This window comes from Paracoccus lichenicola (genome assembly GCF_009708075.1).
GTDB classification, from domain to species: Bacteria; Pseudomonadota; Alphaproteobacteria; order Rhodobacterales; family Rhodobacteraceae; genus Paracoccus; species Paracoccus lichenicola.
Genome location: NZ_WMBT01000003.1, coordinates 487,973 through 508,976 on the forward strand (window position 1 = coordinate 487,973; position 21,004 = coordinate 508,976).

Consider the following 21,004-nt stretch of genomic DNA (forward strand, 5'->3'; position numbering starts at 1 on the left):
GTCCCCTTTGGAACCCGAACCGTGTCGGCCGCCCGGGGTTCCAGGGAAATCGCGAAGATCGGCCATGCGCCCCGTGCAGAGCTATGGCCGCCTTGCCTTCAGGCCTGAAGATGCGCCCTTGCCCCCGCCGACACGCGCGGCCGGTAGGGCGGCGGATCCATGCCGTCGCGGTAAAGCAGCGACCGCCCGTCGTGGAACAGGTGCAGCGCCGCCGGATCCGCGGTCAGGCGCACGGTCCGGCCGTTCAGGCCGGGATGGATGCCGGGCAGCTTGGCGATGACCGGAACGGTGTCGCCGCGCGTGCCGAAATACAGCAGCGTCACCTCGCCCAGGGCCTCGGTCAGGTCCACCGTGCCCTGGAAGATCGGGGGACCGTCGGTCTCGGCCATGTCCTCGGGGCGGACGCCCAGGTTGACGGGCATCCCCTCGTCGCCCGCCCGCGTAGGGATGGCGACAAGCGCGGTGCCGCCGCCGTCCAGTTTCACGGTGGTCACGGGACCGGTGGCGGCGACTCGCCCGGGCAGCAGGTTCATCGCCGGGCTGCCGATGAACCCCGCGACGAATTCGTTCACGGGGCGCTCGTACAGCTCCAGCGGCGCGCCGACCTGGGCGATGCCGCCGCCCGCCAGCACCACGATGCGGTCGGCCAGCGTCATCGCCTCGGTCTGGTCGTGGGTGACATAGATCATGGTGCGGTCGGGCATCGACGCCTTGAGTTGCGCGATCTCGATGCGCGTCGCCACCCGCAGGGCGGCGTCCAAGTTCGACAGGGGTTCGTCGAACAGATAGACCTTGGGGTCGCGCACGATAGCGCGCCCGATGGCCACCCGCTGGCGCTGCCCGCCCGACAGGGCCTTGGGCAGGCGGTCCAGATAGGGGGTCAGTTGCAGCATCCGTCCCGCGCGGTCGGTGGCCTCCTGCACCTCGGCCCGGGACTTTCCGGCGATCTTCAGGGCAAAGGCCATGTTGTCGCGCACCGTCATGTGCGGATAAAGCGCATAGGACTGGAACACCATGGCGATGCCGCGCTGGCTGGGCGGGATGTCGTTCATCCGCTGCCCGTCGATGGCCAGCGTGCCGGCGCTGATCCGCTCCAGCCCCGCGATCATGCGCAAGAGCGTCGATTTCCCGCAGCCCGAGGGGCCGACGAAGACGATGAACTCGCCCGACGCGATGTCGAGGTTGATGCCCCTGAGGACATGCACGTCGCCATAGGACTTGGCGACATCGGTCAGTGTCAGATCGGCCATCGGCGTTCCCCTCCCTCGTGAATCCTATCCCTCGATGATCTGGACCTGCCAGGGTCGAAGGCCCCCCGCCTCGTCCGCCGACAGGTTGGCGCGGATGTGCAGCGTTTGCCGGTCGTCGGCCCGGTTGAAGGTCAGGACCGGGCCTTGGGCACACATGTCGGTCATGTCCCCGCCCCGCAGCGCCGAATGCCTGCGTCGCAGGCCGATGACCCAGCGGTAATGGTGCAGCATCGACTGGGCATCGGCTTCCTGCGCGACCACGGTGCGTTGCAGATGCGCATGGGGAATGGGCAACCACGGCTTGGCCGTCGAAAAGCCGCCGTTCACGCCCATGTCCCAGACCATCGGCGTGCGGCAGCCGTCGCGGCCCTTGAACTCGGGCCAGAATTCCTTGCCGTAAGGGTCCTGCAGGTCGTCAAAGGCGATGTCGGCCTCGGGCAGGCCCAGTTCCTCGCCCTGGTAAAGGCAGACGGACCCCTTCAGGCACAACAGCACCGTGGCATAGGCCTTGGCGGCGGGGTCGGACAGGCCCCAGCGGCTGATGTGGCGGACAACATCGTGGTTCGACATGGCCCAGCAGGGCCAGGAATTGGGCGCCACGCTGTGCAGGGTGTCAAAGACCTCGCTGATCCGGGTCGCGGCCAGATCCTGGCCGGACAGGAAGTCGAAGACATAGGACATCTGCATCCGCCCCGCGACGCCGGTATATTCCTCCAGCAGTTCCAGCGCGCGTTCGCTGTCGCCGATCTCGCCGATCACGGCGGCGCCATAGCCGCGCAGAAGCGCCGCGAAGCGTTCCAGGAAGGCCACGTTCTCGGGCTGCGACTTGTCGAAGCGGTGGCTCTGGTGGTTGTAGGGGTTGACCGCAGGCGCGGTGTCCGACTTGCGCAGTTCGCGGGCCAGCGGCGGGTTGTCGCGCAATTGCGCGTCGTGGAAATAGAAGTTGACGGTATCCAGCCGGAAGCCGTCCACGCCCCGGTCCAGCCAGAACCGCGCCATGTCCAGAAGCTCGTCCTGGACGGCGGGGTTGTGGAAGTTCAGGTCGGGCTGCGAGACCAGGAAGTTGTGAAGGTAATACTGCTCGCGCCGGGCGTCCCAATGCCAGGCAGGACCGCCGAAGATCGACAGCCAGTTGTTGGGCGGCGTGCCGTCGGGTTTCGGATCGGCCCAGACATACCAGTCGGCGTGCGGGTTGTCCCGGCTGGCGCGGCTTTCGGCGAACCAGGGGTGCTGGTCCGAGGTATGCGACATCACCAGGTCGATCATCACCTTCAGGCCCAGCTCGTGCGCGCGTTCGATCAGAACGTCGAAATCCTCCATCCTGCCGAACAGCGGGTCGATGCCGCGGTAATCGCTGACATCATAGCCGAAATCCTTCATGGGCGAGGTGAAGAAGGGCGAGATCCAGACCGCATCCACGCCCAGCGAGGCGACATAGGGCAGGCGCTGCGTGATGCCCGCAAGATCGCCGATGCCGTCGCCCGTCGTGTCCTGGAAACTGCGCGGATAGATCTGATAGATGACTCCACCCTTCCACCAGTCGATTTTCGTTGCCGTCAAGTCTCATCCACCTTTCACGGACCCGGCCAGAAGGCCGCGGACCAGATATTTCTGCATCGCGAAGAACACGAGCAGCGGCACCGCGATCGAGATGAAGGCCGAGGTGGCGAGGATTTCCCATTCGCCGCCCTTGGATCCCATCAATTCGCGCAGCACGCCGGTCATGACCAACTGTTCGCGTGTATTGCCAAGGAAGACGGTGGCCACAAGCAGGTCGTTCCAGACCCACAGGAACTGGAAGATCGCGAAGGACGCCAAGGCCGGAAAGGACAGCGGCAGGATGATCTTGCGGAAGATCTGGAATTCGGTGGCGCCGTCCACGCGCGCGCTCTCGATCACCTCGCGCGGCAGGCCGATCATGTAGTTGCGCAGCAGGTATATCGCCAGGGGCAACCCGAAGCCGGTATGGGCGAGCCAGATCCCCAGGTAGCCCTTGCCGATGCCCAGGTCGTTGTGCAGGCGCAACAGCGGGATCAGCGCCACCTGCAAGGGCACGACCAGCAGGCCCACCACGGCGGCGGTCAGGATGGCGCGGCCCGGAAACTCCATCCAGGCCAGGGCATAGGCCGCGAAGGCCGCGATCAGGATCGGGATCACGGTGGCGGGGATGGTCACGGTCAGGGTGTTCATGAAGGCGCGGCCCAACCCTTCGGCGGTCAGGACGCGGTTGTAGTTTTCCGTGGTCAGCCGGGCGGGCGCGCCGGTGGTGACGAAGATCCGCTCGCCCCGCCGCATCTCGAACGGCGCGTCCGAGGTCATGCGATAGGTGCCGTCCGCGGCCACGGTGACCTGCCAGCCGTCGCCGATTTCCGCCGTGTCGCCGGGTTCGTAAGCCGCGGGTTCCCTGGCGCGGGTGCCCCAGCCGATCAGGCTCTGGCCCTCGGCCAGGACATTGCCCTCGATGACATAAACCCCGTCCCGCTGGACGGCGTCGTCGCCCGTGCCGGTGCGCACGAAGCCCGTCGCGGTCGAGGGCGAGAACGACTGCCACCAGCCCGAGGTCAGGATCTGGTCGCGGTCGCGGAAGGACGACACCAGCAGCCCCAGCGTCGGGATCGTCCACAGCAGCACCAGCAGGAAGGCCGCGATGTTGACCGTCCAGACCAGGCTCGATTTCTGTCCGGCCATGCCTTCCATCAGCGAACCTCCCTGCGGGCGTTGACGATGTTCCAGATCATGATGGGCGTGACCAGCAGCATCAGGATGATGGCGATGGCCGATCCGCGCCCGTAATCGGGCGTGCCGCGGAACATCCAGTCATACATCAGGTTCGCCAGCACCTGCGTGCCCCATTGCCCGTTGGTCATGACAAACACGATGTCGAAGACCTTCAGGACCACGATGGTGATGGTGGTCCACACGACCGCGATGGTGCCCATGATCTGCGGCACCTTGATCTTGAAGAACACCTGCCAGGGCGAGGCGCCGTCTAGGATCGCGGCCTCGATGGTTTCCTCGGGGATGCCGCGCAGGGCGGCGGACAGGATCACCATGGCGAAGCCCGTCTGGATCCAGACCAGCACCACCATCAGGAGGAAGTTGTTCCACGGGATCAGCGTCAGCCACAGTTGCGGATCGCCGCCAAGCGCCGTGACGATGGCATTGAGCAGCCCGATCTGGTTTTCGCCGGGCGCGCGGTATTCATAGATGAACTTCCAGATCACGCCCGCGCCGACAAAGCTGATGGCCATCGGCATGAAGATCAGCGACTTGCCGATGTTGCCCCATTTCAGCCGGTCGGTCAGCTGCGCCGCGATCAGCCCGAACACCGTGGACAGCGCCGGCACCACCAGCAGCCAGACCAGGTTGTTGCGCATGGATTCGCGGAACTTTCCGTCGTTCATCAACCAGGCGTAATTCGATCCGCCGACGAAATCCGTGCCCCGCGCATTGTGGAACGACCGCCACAGGCTGTCGAAGATCGGATAGACCAGATAGACGCCCAGAAACAGAAGCGCCGGTCCCAGGAACAGCCAGGGCCGGATCTGGCCCGCCTTGCGGATGTTGTCGCCCGCGTTCGGCCCGCGCGGGGGATAGATGCGGTCCAGGATCCAGTTCGATCCCCAGAACCAGGCCACGCAGCCGAAGACGCCGATCGCGATCGTGCTGATCGCCAGCCAGAACAGTTCCATCCCATTCCTCCGGTCGTCAGGCGGGCGCGGCGATGATCCGCCGCGCCCCAGGCGTTACTTCAGCGTGGCCCAGGTCTGCTGGATGCGGTCCGCCGCGTCCTGCGCGGAGGCCCCGCCCACGAAGTCCACCATCCCCGTCCAGAAGGCTCCTGCGCCCACCGATCCCGGCATCAGGTCCGACCCGTCGAACCGGAAGGTGGTGGCGTCCAGCAGGATCTGGCCCATCTTGCGCTGCGTCTCGCTGGCATAGGCGTCCATGTTGACGGCGGTATAGGGCGTGGTGAAGCCCGACTGCGCCATCCACAATTCATGGGCGGCGGGGGTCTTCAGGAACTCGATGAAGGCCCGGGCGACCGGGTTGTCGGAAAACACCCCGAACAGCGTGCCGCCGCCCAGCACCGGCTGGCCCAGGCTGCCGTCGGCAGGGGCGGGGAAATAGAAGAAATCGTAATCCTCGCCCTCGACCGTGCCGTCGGGGAAGAAGGACGGGATGAAGCTCGCCTGCCGGTGCATGTAGCAGGCGGGCGGGCTTTGGAAAAGGCCACTGGGGCTTTCGCGGAAATCGTTGGACGCGACGGACGCCGCACCGCCTGCCACGAAGTCATCGTTCTTGGCGTACCAGCCGAATTCCTCGATGGCCTTGACGACCTTGGGATCGTTGAAGGGCAGCGCGTTGGTGGTCCAGGCGTCGTAATCCTCGGGGGTGTTCAGGCGCAGCATCAGATCCTCGACCCAGTCGGTCGCGGGCCAGCCGGTCGCGCCGCCCGAGGCCAGGCCGATGCACCAGGGGGTTTCCCCGTCCGCGGCGATCCGTTCTGTCAGCGCCTTCAGATCCTCGTAGGTTTCGGGGATCTCGTAGCCCGCGTCCTCGAAGTTCTCGGGGACATACCAGACCAGCGACTTCACGTCGGCCTTGTAGGGAAAGGCGAACATCTTTTCCGCCCCGTCCTTGCCCGCATAGGTGCCAAGCGCGGCCCAGCTGTCGCCCGCGGCATAATTGTCGCGCACCCATTGCGCGGTCTGATCGCCCAGATCCTTGAGGTATCCCTTGGCGGCCAGTTCGGCGGCCAGTCCCGGCTGCGGCAGCACCGCGATGTCGGGGGGCGAGCCTGCCTCGCTGTCGATGACGATCTGCTGCTCGAAGCTGGTCGAGCCGGAATAATTGACCTTTGCCCCCGTCGCGTCCTCGAAATAGGCGGCGATCGAGGTGAACAGCTCCTGGTCGGGTCCCATCCAGGGCGCCAGGATCGACACGCTTTGGCCCTTGAGATCCGCATGGGCCGCGCCGAAGTCCTCCAGGCTTTTCCAGTTGATGCGGTCGTCGCCGCCCTTCTCGATGACCAGTTGCGCCTGCGCGCCCCCGGCCGCCAGCGCGGCGATGGCCACGGTGATGCAGAACGATTTTTTCACGTCTTTCCCCCTCCCCTGGCGCGCAAGCCTTGCGCAGGCCGCCGCCGTGATGGTCACTTGAAGCGACCCGTCATGTCAAATCCTTACTCCCATTCCAGTTCCTTGAAGGCCGCGGTCGCATCGCGCGCGACCGAGTCGGGAAAGGAAGCCCAATCCCCGGCAAGGGGTTGCAAGGCCTCGACGATGGCCGGAACGGCCTGGGACAGGGGCAGGCCCGCATCCAGCGCATCGCGGGTGGCGTGATCCAGCGCCGTCAGGAAATCGCGCTGCGCGCCGACCGCCTCGGACCAGTCCCGGGCCACGGGACCATGGCCGGGCACGACGGGACCGCCATCCCGCGCGCCGTCCATCCAGCCGATCCAGCCGGGCAGGGATCCATCGACGATGGGCGTCAGGCCGCGAAACACCAGATCGCCCGCGAACAGCGTGCCGGTGGCCCGGTCCAGCACCGTCAGGTCGTTGTCGCTGTGGGCGGGACCGGTGGCCGTCAATGTCAGGACGCGCCCGCCCAGGTCGATGTCCAGGCTGTCCCCGACCGCCACATCCGGCAGCACCACCCGCGTGCCGATCATCGGGCCGGAACCGTAAAGCCGGGTCAGGTTGTCCAGATAGACCGGCCCGCGCGATTGCAGGGCATCGGCCAACCGGGCGTGCCCGACGATGGTGGCGCCCGCCTCGCGGAACACCTCGGCCCCGAAGGCGTGGTCGGGATGCATGTGGGTGACGACCAGGTGGCTGATGGGCTTGTCGCTGACGGCCCGGATCGCCGCGAACAGCGCCTGCCCCTGCGCGCGGGATGCGCCCGCGTCGATCACCGCGATGCTGTCGCTCCCCACGACGAAGCCCAGATTGGCGATCCAGCCGTCCGGGCTGTCCTCGAACTGGGCGATCTGGCCCAGATGGACATGAACGCCCGGGGCGACTTCCCGGACCGGCAGCACCGGCAGATCGGACAAGGGGACGCAGGACAGGCCGCCCCTTGTCAGATCGGGATGCGCCGCCAGCCAGGTCCCGGCGATTCGCGGCGCCCCGGTCGTGCATTGCTCCATGCTGGAAAAGGGCTGGCCGGCCAGCGTCACGGGTCCGCAGGCGGGAACCTCTCCTGCAAGGCAGGCGGATAAAACGGCGAAGAACATTGCCACATCTTCCCGGCAGGGGCCGCAAGGCGTTAACTTTCCGTGACCTGCGACCTTAGTCGTGTTGAATCGCGTTGTCTCTGCTCTAACATGACACACAGTCGCCAGATCGGCGGCCGTGGATTTGGAGGAAATGCATGGCTTGGACGAAACCCACCCTGAAAGAAATCGCCTGCGGCATGGAAATCAACACGTACGCACCGGCCGAGGACGAACCGGTCCTGTTCTGAGGCACAAGCTTCAGGCATCATGAACGGCCCCGTCCGACGCAAATCGGGCGGGGTCTTTTCGTCAGGGGGATCATGCGGATCATCGTGCTGGGCGCGGCGGCGGGCGGGGGCCTGCCGCAATGGAACTGCGGCTGCGACAACTGCAACGCCGCGCGGGCCGGACGCATCCCGGCGATGACGCAAAGCTCGGTCGCGGTCAGCGCGGACGGGCGGTCCTGGGCGATCCTGAACGCCTCGCCCGACATCCGCGCGCAACTGGCGGCCACGCCCGCGCTGCATCCGACGGGGCTGCGGGACATGCCGCTGCGATCCGTGCTGGTGACAAACGGCGACATCGACCATGTGGCGGGGCTGCTGACGCTGCGGGAAAGCCAGGCCTTCGCGCTGTATGCGACGCCTGCGATCCACGACGTGCTTGCCGCCAACCCGATGCTGGGCGCCCTGCGCGCCGATCTGGTGGCGCGGCAACCCGTGGCGCTGGACCAGGCGGTCGCCATCGCGCCCGGGCTGACGGCCACGCTGTTCGCGGTGCCGGGCAAGGTGCCGCTTTATCAGGAAGGCGCCGTGGTCGAGACGGGGCTGGTGGGCGAGACGACCGTAGGGGTCGAACTGACCGCCAACGGGCGGCGCGCGCTGTATATCCCCGGCTGCGCGGATCTGCCCGGTTGGCTGACGGACCGCATCGCGGGCGCGGACCTGCTGATGTTCGACGGCACCCTGTGGGACGATGACGAGATGATCCGCCTGGGCCTTGGGCAAAAGACCGGGCGGCGCATGGGCCACATGCCGGTGGTCCGGACCCTTGCCGAGTTGAAGGACGTGCCCGTCGGGCGGCGGGTTTTCGTCCACATGAACAATTCCAATCCGCTGGCCGATCCTGCCAGCATCGAGACGCGCGAAGCAAAAGCCAGCGGCTGGCAGATCGGCCGCGACGGAATGGAGATCACGTTGTGAAGGATATTCAGGACCAAGCGCAATCGCGCGAGGATTTCGAGGCCCGGCTGCGGGCCATCGGCGCCAGGCGTTACCACGACCGCCACCCGTTCCACGAACGCCTGCACGGCGGCCATTGCACCCCCGACGAGGTGCGTGCCTGGGTCATCAACCGCTGGATGTACCAGTCCCGCATCCCCATGAAGGACGCGGCCTTCATGAGCCGGGTCGAGGATGCGGACCTGCGCCGCCATTGGCGCAAGCGGATCGAGGATCACGACGGGGGCATCACCGAAGGCGGCGGCATCCGCCGCTGGCTGGCCCTGGCGCGGGCGGTGGGACTGGATCCCGATTACGTCGCATCCGGCGCAGGGATCATGCCCGCCACGCGATTCGCGGTGGACGCCTATGTCCGCTTCGTGCGCGACATGCCCTTGCTGGACGCGGTGGCGGCCAGCCTGACGGAACTGTTCGCGCCGAAAATCCATGCCCAGCGGATCGAGGGGTTGCTCGCGCATTACGATTTCGCGGATGATTCCAGCCTGTCCTATTTCAGGAAACGCCTGACCGAGGCGCCCGAGGACGTGAAGTTCGGCCTGGACTATGTCCTGACCCATGCCGACACGAAGGAAAAACAGGACGCGGCGGCGGCGGCGCTGGTCTTCAAGACCGACGTGCTGTGGGCGCAGCTTGACGCGCTGTGGCACGGCTATGTGGAAGGCAACATCCCGCCGGGCGCCTGGCGGCCGGGCGAGGGGATGGCGACATGACCGCCCAGCCAGCCTCCATCACGCCAGCCCCCCTGATCCTGCCCGACGACATTCCCTATCTGCCGCGCGGGGTGCGGCTGGCCGATGACCGGGTGCGCGGCATCCGCGTTCTTCAGGCCCCCGAACGGGCCATGCAGCTGGACGCCATTGGCGACGCGATCCTGGGGGAACTGGATGGGCAGCGCAGCATGTCGGCCATCGTCAGCGGCCTTGCCGCGCGCTATAATGCCCCCGAAGACCAGATCGCGGGCGACGTGCGCGATTTCTTGACCGGCCTGATCGAACGGCGGATGGTTTTCGTGAGGACGCCATGAAGGACCAGCAAAGCCAACCCCGCGACCTCGACGGCAACCCCGTCACCCCCGGCCTGCCCATGGCCATGCTGGCCGAGGTCACGCATCGCTGCCCCCTCGCCTGTCCTTATTGCAGCAACCCCGTCGAACTGACCCGCGCGAATGCGGAACTGACCGCCGACGACTGGGGCCGCGTCTTCCGGCAGGCCGCCGACCTGGGCGTGTTGCAGGTCCACATCTCGGGCGGGGAACCCGGCGCACGGCGCGATCTGGCGCAGATCGTGGCGCGCGCGCGCGATGCGGGCCTTTATGTGAACCTCATCACCTCGGGCATCGGCATCACGCGCGAGCGGCTGGAGGAACTGGACCGCGCGGGCGTGGATCACGTGCAGCTTTCGTTGCAGGGCATCCGGCCCGACATGGCCGACCGGATCAGCGGCCATCCGGGATCCTGGGACAAGAAGATGGGTTTCGCCGAATGGGTCCGCGACATCGGCTTCCCCCTGACGATCAACGCCGTGGTCCACCGCCAGAACCTGGAACGCCTGCCCGACATGATCGCGCTGGCCGAAACCCTGGGCGCCCGGCGGATCGAGGTCGCGACCGTGCAGTTCCACGGCTGGGCCGATCTCAACCGCAAGGCCCTGATGCCCACGCGGGAACAGGCCGCCTTCGCGCGGGCCGTGGTGAACGACGCCCGCATCCGGCTGCGCGGGCGCATGGTCATCGACTATGTCCCCGCCGACCATCACGCCGTTTTCCCCAAGGCCTGCATGGGCGGTTGGGGATCGACCGGCCTGAACGTCGCGCCCGACGGCACGGTCCTGCCCTGCCACGCAGCGCAGACGATCGCGTGGATGCGGTTCGAGAACGTCCGCGACCGCGACCTGGGCGAGATCTGGCGCGACTCGGACAGCTTCAACGCGTTCCGCGGCACGGCCTGGATGCCCGAGCCTTGCCAGTCCTGCGACCGCAAGACCGTCGATTTCGGCGGCTGCCGCTGCCAGGCCATGGCGCTTGCGGGCGACGCGCGGGCGACCGATCCGGTCTGTTCGCTGTCGCCCCTGCACGCGCAAGTGGTGGCCCGCGCCGAATCCGACGCGGGCGCGGACACCGCCGATCTGATCTATCGCCGCATGAGGAAAGGAGACTAAGCGATGAAAGCGCATATCCTTGCCGTTCTGCTGCTGGCCGGACCGGCGATGGCGCAGGACAACCCCCTGCAGGACTCGGCCACCTGGGACGACCTGCGGGAATCGGCCCTGGGCCTGGCCTCGGACGTGCCGCAGGACCTGGGCGTGCTGGACCTGGAGGCCCCGGTGCGCGCGCACGAGGCCGCCATCGTCCCCATCCGCCTGACGCAGCCGCACGGGGCGCCCGCCATCACCGCCGCGACCCTGGTCATCGACGAGAACCCCGCCCCCGTCGCCGCCGAATACAGCTTCGGTCCCGCGATGATGCCGCTGGATTTCGAGTTCCGCGTCCGCGTGGACAGCTATTCCGACGTGCGCGCCATCGCCGACACGGGCAACGGCAACCGGGTCATGGCGGGGCGCTTCGTCAAGGCCTCGGGCGGATGCTCGGCCCCGGCGGGCAAGGACATGGCCGCGGTCGAGGCGACCATGGGCCAGATGCGCTGGCGCAGCGCGCCAGAGGATGGCCAGCAGGTCGGCACGCTGATGATCCGCCACCCGAACTTTTCCGGCCTGCAGCGCGACCAGGTCACGCTTCTGAACATCCCCGCCCATTTCATCGACCGCCTGGACGTGCGCCAGGGCGAGGAGCTGCTGTTCGCCCTGCAGGCCGGCATCTCGATCAGCGAGGATCCGGTGTTCCGCTTTGCCTATCGCCCCAACGGCCAGCCGATCCGCGTCCATGTCGAGGACACCGACGGCAATGTCTGGGACCGGGAATTCGCCGCGGGCGGATGACCGCCGGTTCCATCAGACCTTTGTCGCAGATGCGGGGTTGCTTTGTTGCAACACTGCCCTAAGATCGGAACCGCGCGGAGGGGAGACCGCGCGGTCACGCAAGGGAGGAATGGCATGACAGCCGCAGCCATGCAGGCCAAAGCGCCGCAGACGCCACGGCAAAGCGCCGATCAGGTCCGGGAAATCCTGATCGTGGACGATCATCCCTTGATGTGCGACGCCCTGGCGCTGACCCTGAAGATCAGCTTCGGGCTGAAGAACGTCAGGACCGCGCGCAGCCTGGGCGCCGCGCTTGACGGGATCAAGGCGCAGGGCGCCCCCGACGCGGTGATCCTGGACCTGAACCTGCCCGACGCGCGCGGGGCCGAAGGGATCGTGACCCTGCGCCGGCAGTTGCCCGACGTGCCCATCACGATGATTTCCGCCGACCTGGACGCGGCCATGATCAGCGCCGCGATGGCGGCGGGCGCGCAGGGCTATATCAGCAAGTCACTGAGCCGCGAGGCGCTGGTGGACAGCCTGCGCCGCATGTGGGAAGGCGAACACGTCACCCCCGAAGGCTATGCCCCCGACCAGGCCTGCGCCGAGGACGAGGCCAAGGCGGAACTCGCCCGCCGCTTCGCCACGCTGACGCCGCAGCAGATGAAGATCCTGCGGCTGATCTGCCAGGGCAAGGCCAACAAGGAAATCAGCTATGACCTGTCCATCGCCGAGGCCACGGTGAAGACCCACATCACCGCGATCATGTCCAAGATCAACGCGCGCCGCCGGACCCAGGCGGTGCTGCTTGCCAACACGGTCCGCCTGTTCGAGGCGGGCTGATGGATACCGGCCCGGCTGCGAAGGAGGGCGCCGCCGGGCCGGTGGCCGTGCAGGCCGACCGCGGACGGGCCGATCACGGCCAGGTCCTGCTGGACGGCCTGCGCGGAGCCAACCCGGGCCTTGTCCTGATCTTCGGCGCGCATGGTCCCGACCTGGCCACGCTGGACGCCGTGCTGCGGGCGGGCCTGCCCGAGGGCTGCGTGATCGCCGGCTGTTCCTCGGCGGGCGAGATCGGCCCGGACGGCTATGCCAGCGACAGCATCGTGGCGATCGGGTTCCCTGCGGCCCATTTCCGCGCCTCGGCCCTGGTGCTGCCGCATCTGGACGCGTTGCCGGTGTCGGACTGGATGGCCGCGCTGCGCCGCCTGCAAGCGGGTTTCGGTCCCGATCCCCAGCGGTCGCTGTTCGGGCTGCTGCTGGTCGATGGGCTGGCGGGCCAGGAAGACGCGCTGGTCGCCACCATCGACGCGGCCCTGCCCTCGGTTCCCACCCTGGGCGGATCGGCGGGCGACGGGCTGTTCTTCCGCCAGACCTGGCTGCTGGCGGGGGGCAAGGTCGTGACCAACGTCGCCGTCTTCCTGCTGGTGGAAACCGATCTGGCCGTCAGCGAGATCACCTTCGCCCATTTCAGCCCGACCGCCACGCGCGTCGTGGTGACCGCCGCCATTCCCGAAAAACGCCGCATCCTGGAACTGAACGCCGAACCCGCGGCCGCCGAATACGCCCGCCTGACCGGCATCGCCACGGACGCGCTGACGCCCACGGACTTCGCGCGCCATCCCCTGCTGCTGCGGATGGGGCGCCACCATCATGTCCGCGCCATCAGCGCCCAGACCGGCGACGGCGGGCTGTCCCTGCTGTCGGCCATCGACACCGGCACGGTCCTGACCCTGGGCCGGGCCGAGGACATGACGCAAGGGTTCGCCGAGGCGCTGGCCTCGCTGCCCCGCCCGCCGCTGATGGTGCTGGGCTTCGACTGCATCCTGCGCAGGCTTGCCCTGGAACGCGAGGGCCTGCGCGACCAGATGTCGGAACTGCTGGCGCGTTATCGCGTGGCGGGCTTCAACACCTATGGCGAACAGCACAGCGGGATGCATGTGAACCAGACCTTCGTGGGGCTGGCCTTCATGTCCAACACGGATGCGGCGCCCCCCCATGTTGCGTGACGACGACACGCCCGAACGCCGGGTCGAGAAGTTGCAGCGCATCAACCAGGTCCTGATCGACCGCATCGACCGGCTGGAGGAATCGCGCGGCTCGGCCTGGTCGATGTTCCAGGCCGCCGTGGCGCTGGAGCAAGAGGTGATGGCGCGGACCCGCGACCTGGAACGGGCGCTGGCCGACCTGTCGCAAAGAAACCGGGAACTGGCCGTGGCGCGGGCCAGCGCCGAGGAGGCGAACCGGTCCAAGACCCGCTTCCTGCGCGCGGCCAGCCACGACCTGCTGCAACCCCTCTCGGCGGCGCGGCTGTTTTTGTCGATGCTGACCGACACCCCGATGAGCGAGCTTCAGACCGAACTGACGGGCCGGCTGTCGGGCGCCTTCGAATCCGTGGAACAGTTGATGCACGCGGTCCTGGACATCTCGCGCCTGGACAGCCAGCGGATCGAGTTCCATCGCCAGCCCGTCCCCTTGGGCGAATTGTTCCGCAAGCTGGCCATCGAATATGCCCCCCTGGCCGAGGCCAAGGGGCTGCGCCTGTCCTTCGTGCCGACCGATGCGGTGGTGGAAAGCGACCCGGTCTTCCTGCGCCGGATCGCGCAGAACCTGGTGTCGAACGCGATCAAGTACACGCACAAGGGCGGCGTGGCCGTGGGCGCGCGCAAGCGGGGGGGCCTGTGCTGGCTGTGCGTCTATGACACGGGCGTGGGCATCCCGGCGGTGGACCGCAACCGCATCTTCGACGAATTCCAGCGCCTGTCCCATGACGCGGCGACCCCCGGCATGGGCTTGGGCCTGTCCATCGTGCGCCGCGCCTGCGCCAAGCTGGACCACCCGATCCGCCTGGATTCCGAGGCCATGCGCGGCACCGTCTTCCGCGTGGGCCTGCCCGTGGTGGAGCGCGACCCCATCGGCCCGCCCGCCCGGTCCGACCCGGCGGCCCTGCCCTTGCGCGGGCGCGTGGCGCTGGTGGTGGAAAACGATCCCGGGATGCGGCGCGGATACGAGATGATCCTGCGCGACCGGCTGGGCATGATCGCCCGCGTGACCGGCGGCACCGCCGAGGCCCTGGCCACCATGGGCGACGACCCGCCCGACGTGATCCTGGCCGACTACAACCTGGAAAACGGCGACACCGGCGTGGACGCGATCCGGGCGCTGCGCGGATCGGCGGGCCAGGCGATTCCGGCGGTGATGATCACCGCCCATCGCGACCCGCAGATCGCGCGCAGTTGCGCGGCCATGCAGGTGCATCTGATGGAAAAGCCCATCCGCCCGGCGGAACTGGCCGAGATGCTGGGCGGGATCCTGGCATGACCTGCGACCAAAGGCCGAGAGGACGCCCGGCGGGGCTTGTCCTTCGGCCCGGGCGGCGCAAATCTGGAACTGCATTTGGGAGGATGACCATGAACCGTGCCATTGCCGCAGCCCTCTGGCTGGGCCTGTCCGCGCTGACCGCCAGCCCCGTCCTGGCGGGCGAGGCTGGCGACGCCGTCTTTGCCGAACGCGGCCCCTGGTCGCTGGAAGGCAGGGATCTGAACTGGACCATGCATGTCGAGGGACCGCAGGTCCCGGGTTTCCTGCCCATCGACGACGGCAGCGTGACCCTGACGCAGGCGACGGATCCCTCGGACAAGCAGCCGGTCCTGCAACTGGTGCAGAAGACCGACGCGCGGACCCGCCGGATCGGGCCGTTCCCGATCTCGGGCGGGGATCCGGTGCTGACCTTCTTTCTGGAACAGACCACCCGCGACATGGCGCGGCTGACCGGCGGCAGCCCCTTCTATATCCGCAACCGCATCAAGGAGGCGCTGTTCCAGGGCGGGCAGATCGTTCCGCAAGACGACGAATCGGTCGCCAGCTTCCAGCCCTTCGCCCGGGATCCGAACGCGGCCCGCATGGGCGGCTTCCAGACGCTGACGCTGACCTTCGTGCTGGGCGATCCGGCCCAGCCGATCCGCGAGTTGCGCGCCGAAACCCAAGGCGAGACGCCCGGCTATGTGAACCGGATGGCGCTGCAATGATGGGGCGGATGGCCGCGATGGCCGGGATGCTGGCGGCGGCCCCGGTCCATGCCCAGGCGGTCAACGATTATCCGACCAATGCGCGGGCCGAATATGTCTTTGCCTGCATGGCGACCAACGGCCAGACCCGCGACATGCTGGACCGCTGTTCCTGCGCCATCGACCAGATCGCCGGGATCCTGCCCTATGACGACTATGTGGGGGCCGAAACCGTGTTGCGGATGCAGCAGACGACCGGCGACCGCGCGGGCATGTTCAAGAGCATGGCCCAGATGACCGCCATCGTGGCAGGACTGAAGCGCGCCGAGGCCGAGGCGGAGATCCTGTGTTTCTGAGGCCAGAGGTCCGGCAGGCGAATGTCCAGTGGACATTCGCCCGGACCGATTGCCCGGAGGCGCAAGCCGCAGGGCAAGGGGCGCGCCGCCAGACCAGACATCCGCAATCCGGCCGCGCCTGACTGGGCGGGCGCGTTTATCGCGCCTGCCAAGGGGCAGGCAGGCGCGGCCGGATTTGTCGCGGGACAAATCCGGCAAGACCCCCTTACACCAGCGCCATCCCCAAGGCCGCCCCTGCCCCAAGCGCCAGCACCACCGCCAGCCAGACCGGCGCGCCGCGCCTGACCAGCACCGGCTGCACCCGGCGGGCCTCCTCGGGGTGGGCGCGGTCCCACAGCGCCTGCTCGACGATGCGCGGCAGCAGCGGGCCATAACGCCCCACGGTCTGCGCCACCCGCGCCATGTCGCCCGCCAGCGCCTTGGGTCCGATGTTCGACCGGATGTAATCGGACACCACGGGCTTGGCCGCGTCCCAGATGTTCAGCTGCGGATCGACCGACCGGGCCACGCCCTCGACCACGACCATGGTGCGCTGCAGCAGGATCAGCTGGGTCTGGGTCTGCATCCCGAAGCGTTCCGTCACCTCGAACAGATAGGCCAGCAGGTTCGCCATCGAGATCTGGTTCGCACTGGCGCCGAAGATCGGCTCGCCCACGGCGCGCAGGGCGCGGGCGAACTGCGCCTCGTCCCGGTCGCGGGGGACGTATCCCGCCTCGAAATGGACGCGGGCCACGCGGCGGTAGTCGCGCTGGATGAAGCCGTACAGGATCTCGGCATAGATGCGGCGGGTGTATTCGTCGATCTCGCCCATGATACCGAAATCATAGGCCAGAACGTCGCCATTCGCCGCGACCTTGAGGTTGCCGTGATGCATGTCCGCGTGAAAGAACCCGTCGCGCAGGGCGTGCTGCAAGAACAGCTGGATCACGCGCGTGGCAATGCGGGCCGTGTCGTGGCCCGCCGCCACCAGCGCCGCGCGGTCGCCCATCGGCAGCCCCTCGGCCCAGTCCGAGGTCAGGACCCGGCGCGAGGACAGGTGCCAATGCGGGTGGGGAATGGCAAAGCCCGCATCGCCCTTGGTGTTCTCGCCGAATTCGGATGCGTTGGCCGCCTCCAGCCGCATGTCCTGTTCGCCGGTGACGGTGGATTCGAAATGCCGCACCACGTCGCGCGGGCGCAACCGGCGGCTGCCGGGCGAGAGGAACTCGATGATGCCTGCGGCGAAGTGGAACGCGTCGATGTCGCGGCGGAAGGCGCTTGCGATGCCGGGGCGCAGCACCTTGACCGCGACCTCGCGTCCCGTTTCGCGGATGCGGGCGCGGTGGACCTGGGCGATGGAGGCCGCGGCCACGGGTTCGGAAAATTCGGAAAACAGCTGGTCCACCGGCTGGCGCAGGTCGGCCTGGATGATCTCCTTCGCCTGATGAGTGGGAAAGGGCGGCAAACGGTCCTGCAGCATCCGCAGCTGCTGGGCCATCTCGACGCCCACCACATCGGCGCGCGTGGACAGGATCTGGCCGAACTTGATGTAGGCCGGGCCAAGCGCGGTGATCGCCCGCGTGATCGGCGGCAGGTTCGGATCGCCATTGTAGCCCAGCCAGCGGAACGGCCAGCCCAGCACGCGGGCGGCGATGCGCAACCGGGGCGGCGCATCGACCGCGTCCAGGACCGCGCGCATGGCGCCCGTGCGCTCGAACGTGGCGCCCGTGCGGATCAGGCGCAACAGGTTGTGCGGCCCCCTCAAAGCTTCCAGCCCGAATGCAGGGCGGCAATGCCCATCGACAGGTTGCGGTATTGCACCCGGTCGAAACCCGCAGCCCGGATCATGTCGGCGAAGCTGTCCTGGTCGGGGAACTTGCGGATGGACTCGACCAGATACTGATAGCTGTCGCGATCCCCCGTCACCGCCTGGCCCATCGCCGGGATGACGTTGAAGCTGTAGCGGTCATAGGCCCATTGCATCGCAGGCACCGGGATCTGGCTGAATTCCAGCACCATCAGCCGCCCGCCGGGCTTCAGCACGCGATAGGCCTCCGCCAGGGCGTCGGGGATGCGGGTGACGTTGCGGATGCCGAAGCTGATCGTGTAGCGGTCGAAGCTGGCGTCCGCGAAAGGCAGCGCCATCGCATCGCCCGTGACCCAGGCCAGCCGGTCGGATTTCTCGACCGCATCGGCGCGCTTTCGCCCTTCGACCAGCATGGATTCGGTCATGTCGCAGACGGTGACGCGGGCGCCAGGGGCGCGGTCCAGAAAGCGGAAGGCGATGTCGCCCGTGCCGCCCGCCACGTCCAGCAGGTGCTGGCCGTCGCGGGGTGCCAGCCAGTCCATCATCGCGTTCTTCCAGACGCGGTGGACGCCCGCGCTCATCAGGTCGTTCATCAGGTCATAGCGGCTGGCGACGGATGAAAAGACCCCGTGGACCATGCCGGCCTTGGCATCCTCGTCCACGGTCCGGAAACCGAAATGGGTCTGGGTCTTGTCGCTCATGCCGCTTGCCGATCCGCTGTTTCATCGCCAGATAAGCCTGAAGTCCCCGACACACAATGCATGGGCAGGCCCCGTTTGCCAGAACTCCCCGAAGTCGAAACCGTCCGCCGCGGCCTGTTGCCGCACCTGGAAGGCCAACGCATCGCGCGGGCCGAGGTTCGCCGCCCCGACCTGCGCTGGCCCCTGCCGGTCGATCTGGTGCAGGTGCTGACCGGGGCCAGGGTCACGGCGCTGCGGCGGCGGTCGAAATACCTGCTGGCGGATCTGGACCGGGGCGGCACGCTGCTGATGCATCTGGGCATGTCGGGGCGGATGCTGGTCCAGGGGGGCAGCTTGGGCGATTTCCACCGCGACCCGGCGATCCTGCCGCGCCACGATCATGTGGTGCTGGTGACGGAGGCAGGGGCCACGATCACCTTCAACGACGCCCGCCGCTTCGGCATGGTGGATCTGATCCGCGAAGGGGTGTCGCACCCGCTGCTGGATCATCTGGGACCGGAACCCTTCGACAATGCCTTCACGCCCGCCTATCTGGCGGGGGCCTTCGCGGGACGGAAGGTGCCGGTCAAGCAGGCGTTGCTGGACCAGCGCATCGTCGCGGGCCTGGGCAACATCTACGTCTCCGAGGCGCTTCACCGCGCGGGCATCGACCCGCGCCGGGCGGCCGGGCGCATCGGGGCCGGGCGCATCGCGGCGCTGGTGGGCCATGTCCGCGACGTGCTGACGGATGCCATCGCGGCGGGCGGATCCAGTCTGCGCGACCACCGGCAGGCGACCGGGGAACTGGGCTATTTCCAGCACAGCTTCCGCGTTTATGACCGCGAGGGTGCGCCCTGCCCCACCCCCGGCTGCGCGGGCGCCATCCGCCGGATCGTGCAGGGGGGACGGTCGAGCTTCTTCTGCCCGGTGTGCCAAAGGTGATGCCGGTCGCCGGGCGGGATCAGGAAACACATGTGTTTCCCCCGCCCGCCACGCGACGATGCCATCAGAGACGGTGCAGCCCCGCGACCACATGAGGCCAGCGCCCGACCCTGGTGGGCGTGAAGCGCCCGCCTGGGGGCGGGGCGGGCGCTGGCCGGGCCTTTGAGGCTCGGCGGTTCCGGTTGAAAGGGCATCGCGTGGCGAAGGCGATGGCCTTCGCCAGACAGGCGGCAGCGTCCACCTTGGCTTTCCGCCCCGCCTTTTGATAGGGTCCGCCCAACGCAGCATCGCAACGGGGACGCCGCCATGGCCTATGACACCATCATCGTCGAGATCGAGGACAGCGTCGCCCTGATCCGCCTGAACCGCCCCGAGGCGCTGAACGCGCTGAACACCGCGCTGATCACCGAACTGGGCCATGCCTTGGCGGATGCCGACCGCAACGACAAGATCCGCTGCGTGGTCCTGACCGGCAGCGAAAAGGCCTTTGCCGCGGGCGCCGACATCAAGGAAATGTCCACCAAGAGCTTTGTCGATGTCTATGACGAAGACCTGTTCGGCGCCAGGATCGACGCGATCACCCGCATCCGCAAGCCGATCATCGCCGCCGTTTCCGGCTATGCCCTGGGGGGCGGCTGCGAGCTGGCGATGATCTGCGATTTCATCATCGCCGCCGACACCGCCAAGTTCGGCCAGCCGGAAATCAACCTGGGCGTCATCGCGGGCATCGGCGGCACGCAGCGGCTGACGCGCTTCGTGGGCAAGTCCAAGGCCATGGACATGCACCTGACCGGCCGCTTCATGGATGCGGCCGAGGCGGAACGCTCGGGCCTCGTCAGCCGCGTGGTGCCCGCCGCCAAGCTGATCCCCGAGGCCATGGCGGCGGCCCGCAAGATCGCCGAAAAGTCGCAAGTGTCCGTCAAGGCCGCGAAGGAGGCCGTCAACCGCGCCTACGAGACCACCATGACCGAAGGCATCCTGTTCGAGCGGCGCAATTTCCAGGCGCTGTTTTCGACCGAGGACCAGAAGGAAGGCATGGCCGCCTTCCTGGAAAAGCGCGAACCGCAATTCCGCGACCGCTGATTCCCCCTTTCCCTTGCGGGGCATTTCCCCTATACGCCCCGGCTTACATGCGCGTGGGCCCGCTTAGGCAAGAATCATGGCCGCTTTCCTCGGAAAGCGGATGCCTTGGGTCTTTTGCGCGATCGAAACGCAGAAAAGACCGATAGGATAAAGACCCATGGCCAACACGCCCCAGTCCAAGAAACGCGCCCGCCAGATCGAGCGCCGCACCGACATCAACAAGGCCCGCCGCTCGCGCATCCGCACCTTCATCCGCAAGGTAGAAGAAGCCATCGCCTCGGGCAATGCCGACGCGGCCAAGGCGGCGCTGCAGGCGGCGCAGCCCGAACTGATGCGCGGCGTGACCAAGGGCGTGGTCCACAAGAATACTGCGTCGCGGAAAATCTCGCGCCTGGCGGCCCGCGTGAACGCGCTGTCGGCGGTCTGATCCGCGCGCGGGCCTTGGCCCGGATTGCCTTGAAATCGCGGCCCCGGGGGGCCTTCGAACGGGATCGGGCGTGGATGCAAATCCGCGCCCGATTTTGCG

Annotated in this window: 22 protein-coding genes; 14 read left to right on the plus strand and 8 right to left on the minus strand. The window is 67.7% G+C overall.

Annotated features, from left to right (window positions below; genetic code table 11):
• Positions 1 to 98: 98 nt before the first annotated feature.
• The 6 genes from GIY56_RS08515 to GIY56_RS08540 form a co-directional block, all read right to left on the minus strand.
• Entirely contained in the window at positions 99 to 1,250 is a 1,152-nt protein-coding gene (locus GIY56_RS08515) for an ABC transporter ATP-binding protein (RefSeq protein WP_154764374.1), read from the minus strand.
• Between the two features lie 24 nt (positions 1,251 to 1,274).
• On the minus strand, positions 1,275 to 2,810 hold the full coding sequence (locus GIY56_RS08520) for an alpha-amylase family glycosyl hydrolase (protein WP_154764375.1): 1,536 nt from the start codon (positions 2,808 to 2,810) through the stop codon (positions 1,275 to 1,277).
• Between the two features lie 3 nt (positions 2,811 to 2,813).
• Positions 2,814 to 3,947, minus strand: a complete 1,134-nt coding sequence (locus GIY56_RS08525) for a carbohydrate ABC transporter permease (RefSeq protein WP_154764376.1) — start codon at positions 3,945 to 3,947, stop codon at positions 2,814 to 2,816.
• Entirely contained in the window at positions 3,947 to 4,942 is a 996-nt protein-coding gene (locus tag GIY56_RS08530) for a carbohydrate ABC transporter permease (RefSeq protein WP_154764377.1), read from the minus strand. The genes GIY56_RS08525 and GIY56_RS08530 overlap by 1 nt, the downstream gene beginning before the upstream one ends.
• Positions 4,943 to 4,996: 54 nt before the next feature.
• Positions 4,997 to 6,352 carry an ABC transporter substrate-binding protein gene (locus tag GIY56_RS08535; RefSeq protein WP_328288483.1) on the minus strand — a complete coding sequence of 452 codons (1,356 nt, stop codon included), beginning with the start codon at positions 6,350 to 6,352 and terminating at the stop codon, positions 4,997 to 4,999.
• 83 nt (positions 6,353 to 6,435) lie between these two features.
• Positions 6,436 to 7,488 carry a quinoprotein relay system zinc metallohydrolase 2 gene (locus GIY56_RS08540; protein ID WP_154764378.1) on the minus strand — a complete coding sequence of 351 codons (1,053 nt, stop codon included), beginning with the start codon at positions 7,486 to 7,488 and terminating at the stop codon, positions 6,436 to 6,438.
• Between the two features lie 137 nt (positions 7,489 to 7,625).
• Between GIY56_RS08540 and pqqA the strand changes: the two genes are divergently transcribed.
• The 11 genes from pqqA (at position 7,626) to GIY56_RS08595 (ending at position 15,987) form a co-directional block, all read left to right on the plus strand.
• Positions 7,626 to 7,718: a pyrroloquinoline quinone precursor peptide PqqA gene (gene pqqA / locus GIY56_RS08545; RefSeq protein ID WP_154764379.1), complete on the plus strand. Its 93-nt coding sequence runs from the start codon at positions 7,626 to 7,628 to the stop codon at positions 7,716 to 7,718.
• A gap of 72 nt (positions 7,719 to 7,790) precedes the next feature.
• Complete coding sequence (gene pqqB, locus GIY56_RS08550; protein WP_154764380.1) at positions 7,791 to 8,672, plus strand: pyrroloquinoline quinone biosynthesis protein PqqB; 882 nt, start codon at positions 7,791 to 7,793, stop codon at positions 8,670 to 8,672.
• Positions 8,669 to 9,421, plus strand: coding sequence for a pyrroloquinoline-quinone synthase PqqC (pqqC, locus tag GIY56_RS08555; protein WP_328288484.1), 753 nt, complete (start codon positions 8,669 to 8,671; stop codon positions 9,419 to 9,421). Before pqqB ends, pqqC begins: the two co-directional genes overlap by 4 nt.
• The gene (gene pqqD, locus GIY56_RS08560; protein WP_154764382.1) at positions 9,418 to 9,735 is read left to right on the plus strand and encodes a pyrroloquinoline quinone biosynthesis peptide chaperone PqqD; all 318 of its coding nucleotides are present in this window, start codon (positions 9,418 to 9,420) and stop codon (positions 9,733 to 9,735) included. The genes pqqC and pqqD overlap by 4 nt, the downstream gene beginning before the upstream one ends.
• The gene (gene pqqE / locus GIY56_RS08565) at positions 9,732 to 10,868 is read left to right on the plus strand and encodes a pyrroloquinoline quinone biosynthesis protein PqqE (RefSeq protein ID WP_154764383.1); all 1,137 of its coding nucleotides are present in this window, start codon (positions 9,732 to 9,734) and stop codon (positions 10,866 to 10,868) included. The genes pqqD and pqqE overlap by 4 nt, the downstream gene beginning before the upstream one ends.
• Before the next feature lie 3 nt (positions 10,869 to 10,871).
• Positions 10,872 to 11,645, plus strand: coding sequence for a quinoprotein dehydrogenase-associated SoxYZ-like carrier (locus GIY56_RS08570; protein WP_154764384.1), 774 nt, complete (start codon positions 10,872 to 10,874; stop codon positions 11,643 to 11,645).
• 114 nt (positions 11,646 to 11,759) lie between these two features.
• A complete protein-coding gene (locus tag GIY56_RS08575) occupies positions 11,760 to 12,467 on the plus strand; it encodes a response regulator (protein ID WP_154764385.1) in 708 nt (235 codons plus the stop codon).
• Positions 12,467 to 13,633 carry an FIST N-terminal domain-containing protein gene (locus tag GIY56_RS08580; protein WP_154764386.1) on the plus strand — a complete coding sequence of 389 codons (1,167 nt, stop codon included), beginning with the start codon at positions 12,467 to 12,469 and terminating at the stop codon, positions 13,631 to 13,633. The genes GIY56_RS08575 and GIY56_RS08580 overlap by 1 nt, the downstream gene beginning before the upstream one ends.
• On the plus strand, positions 13,623 to 14,945 hold the full coding sequence (locus GIY56_RS08585; protein WP_154764387.1) for an ATP-binding response regulator: 1,323 nt from the start codon (positions 13,623 to 13,625) through the stop codon (positions 14,943 to 14,945). The genes GIY56_RS08580 and GIY56_RS08585 overlap by 11 nt, the downstream gene beginning before the upstream one ends.
• 89 nt (positions 14,946 to 15,034) lie before the next feature.
• Complete coding sequence (locus tag GIY56_RS08590) at positions 15,035 to 15,652, plus strand: hypothetical protein (protein ID WP_154764388.1); 618 nt, start codon at positions 15,035 to 15,037, stop codon at positions 15,650 to 15,652.
• Positions 15,652 to 15,987, plus strand: coding sequence for a hypothetical protein (locus tag GIY56_RS08595; protein ID WP_154764438.1), 336 nt, complete (start codon positions 15,652 to 15,654; stop codon positions 15,985 to 15,987). Before GIY56_RS08590 ends, GIY56_RS08595 begins: the two co-directional genes overlap by 1 nt.
• A gap of 205 nt (positions 15,988 to 16,192) precedes the next feature.
• Here GIY56_RS08595 and ubiB read toward each other — a convergent pair whose 3' ends face one another.
• Positions 16,193 to 17,731 (minus strand): 2-polyprenylphenol 6-hydroxylase, encoded by a 1,539-nt coding sequence (gene ubiB, locus GIY56_RS08600; RefSeq protein ID WP_154764389.1) that lies wholly within the window; start codon positions 17,729 to 17,731, stop codon positions 16,193 to 16,195.
• Entirely contained in the window at positions 17,728 to 18,474 is a 747-nt protein-coding gene (gene ubiE / locus GIY56_RS08605; RefSeq protein ID WP_154764390.1) for a bifunctional demethylmenaquinone methyltransferase/2-methoxy-6-polyprenyl-1,4-benzoquinol methylase UbiE, read from the minus strand. Before ubiE ends, ubiB begins: the two co-directional genes overlap by 4 nt.
• 75 nt (positions 18,475 to 18,549) lie before the next feature.
• Here ubiE and mutM point away from each other — a divergent pair, with 75 nt between their 5' ends.
• The 3 genes from mutM (at position 18,550) to rpsT (ending at position 20,905) form a co-directional block, all read left to right on the plus strand.
• The gene (gene mutM, locus GIY56_RS08610; RefSeq protein WP_154764391.1) at positions 18,550 to 19,395 is read left to right on the plus strand and encodes a bifunctional DNA-formamidopyrimidine glycosylase/DNA-(apurinic or apyrimidinic site) lyase; all 846 of its coding nucleotides are present in this window, start codon (positions 18,550 to 18,552) and stop codon (positions 19,393 to 19,395) included.
• Between the two features lie 306 nt (positions 19,396 to 19,701).
• Positions 19,702 to 20,478 (plus strand): enoyl-CoA hydratase, encoded by a 777-nt coding sequence (locus GIY56_RS08615; RefSeq protein ID WP_154764392.1) that lies wholly within the window; start codon positions 19,702 to 19,704, stop codon positions 20,476 to 20,478.
• 157 nt (positions 20,479 to 20,635) lie between these two features.
• The gene (gene rpsT, locus GIY56_RS08620; protein WP_154764393.1) at positions 20,636 to 20,905 is read left to right on the plus strand and encodes a 30S ribosomal protein S20; all 270 of its coding nucleotides are present in this window, start codon (positions 20,636 to 20,638) and stop codon (positions 20,903 to 20,905) included.
• Positions 20,906 to 21,004 lie beyond the last annotated feature (99 nt).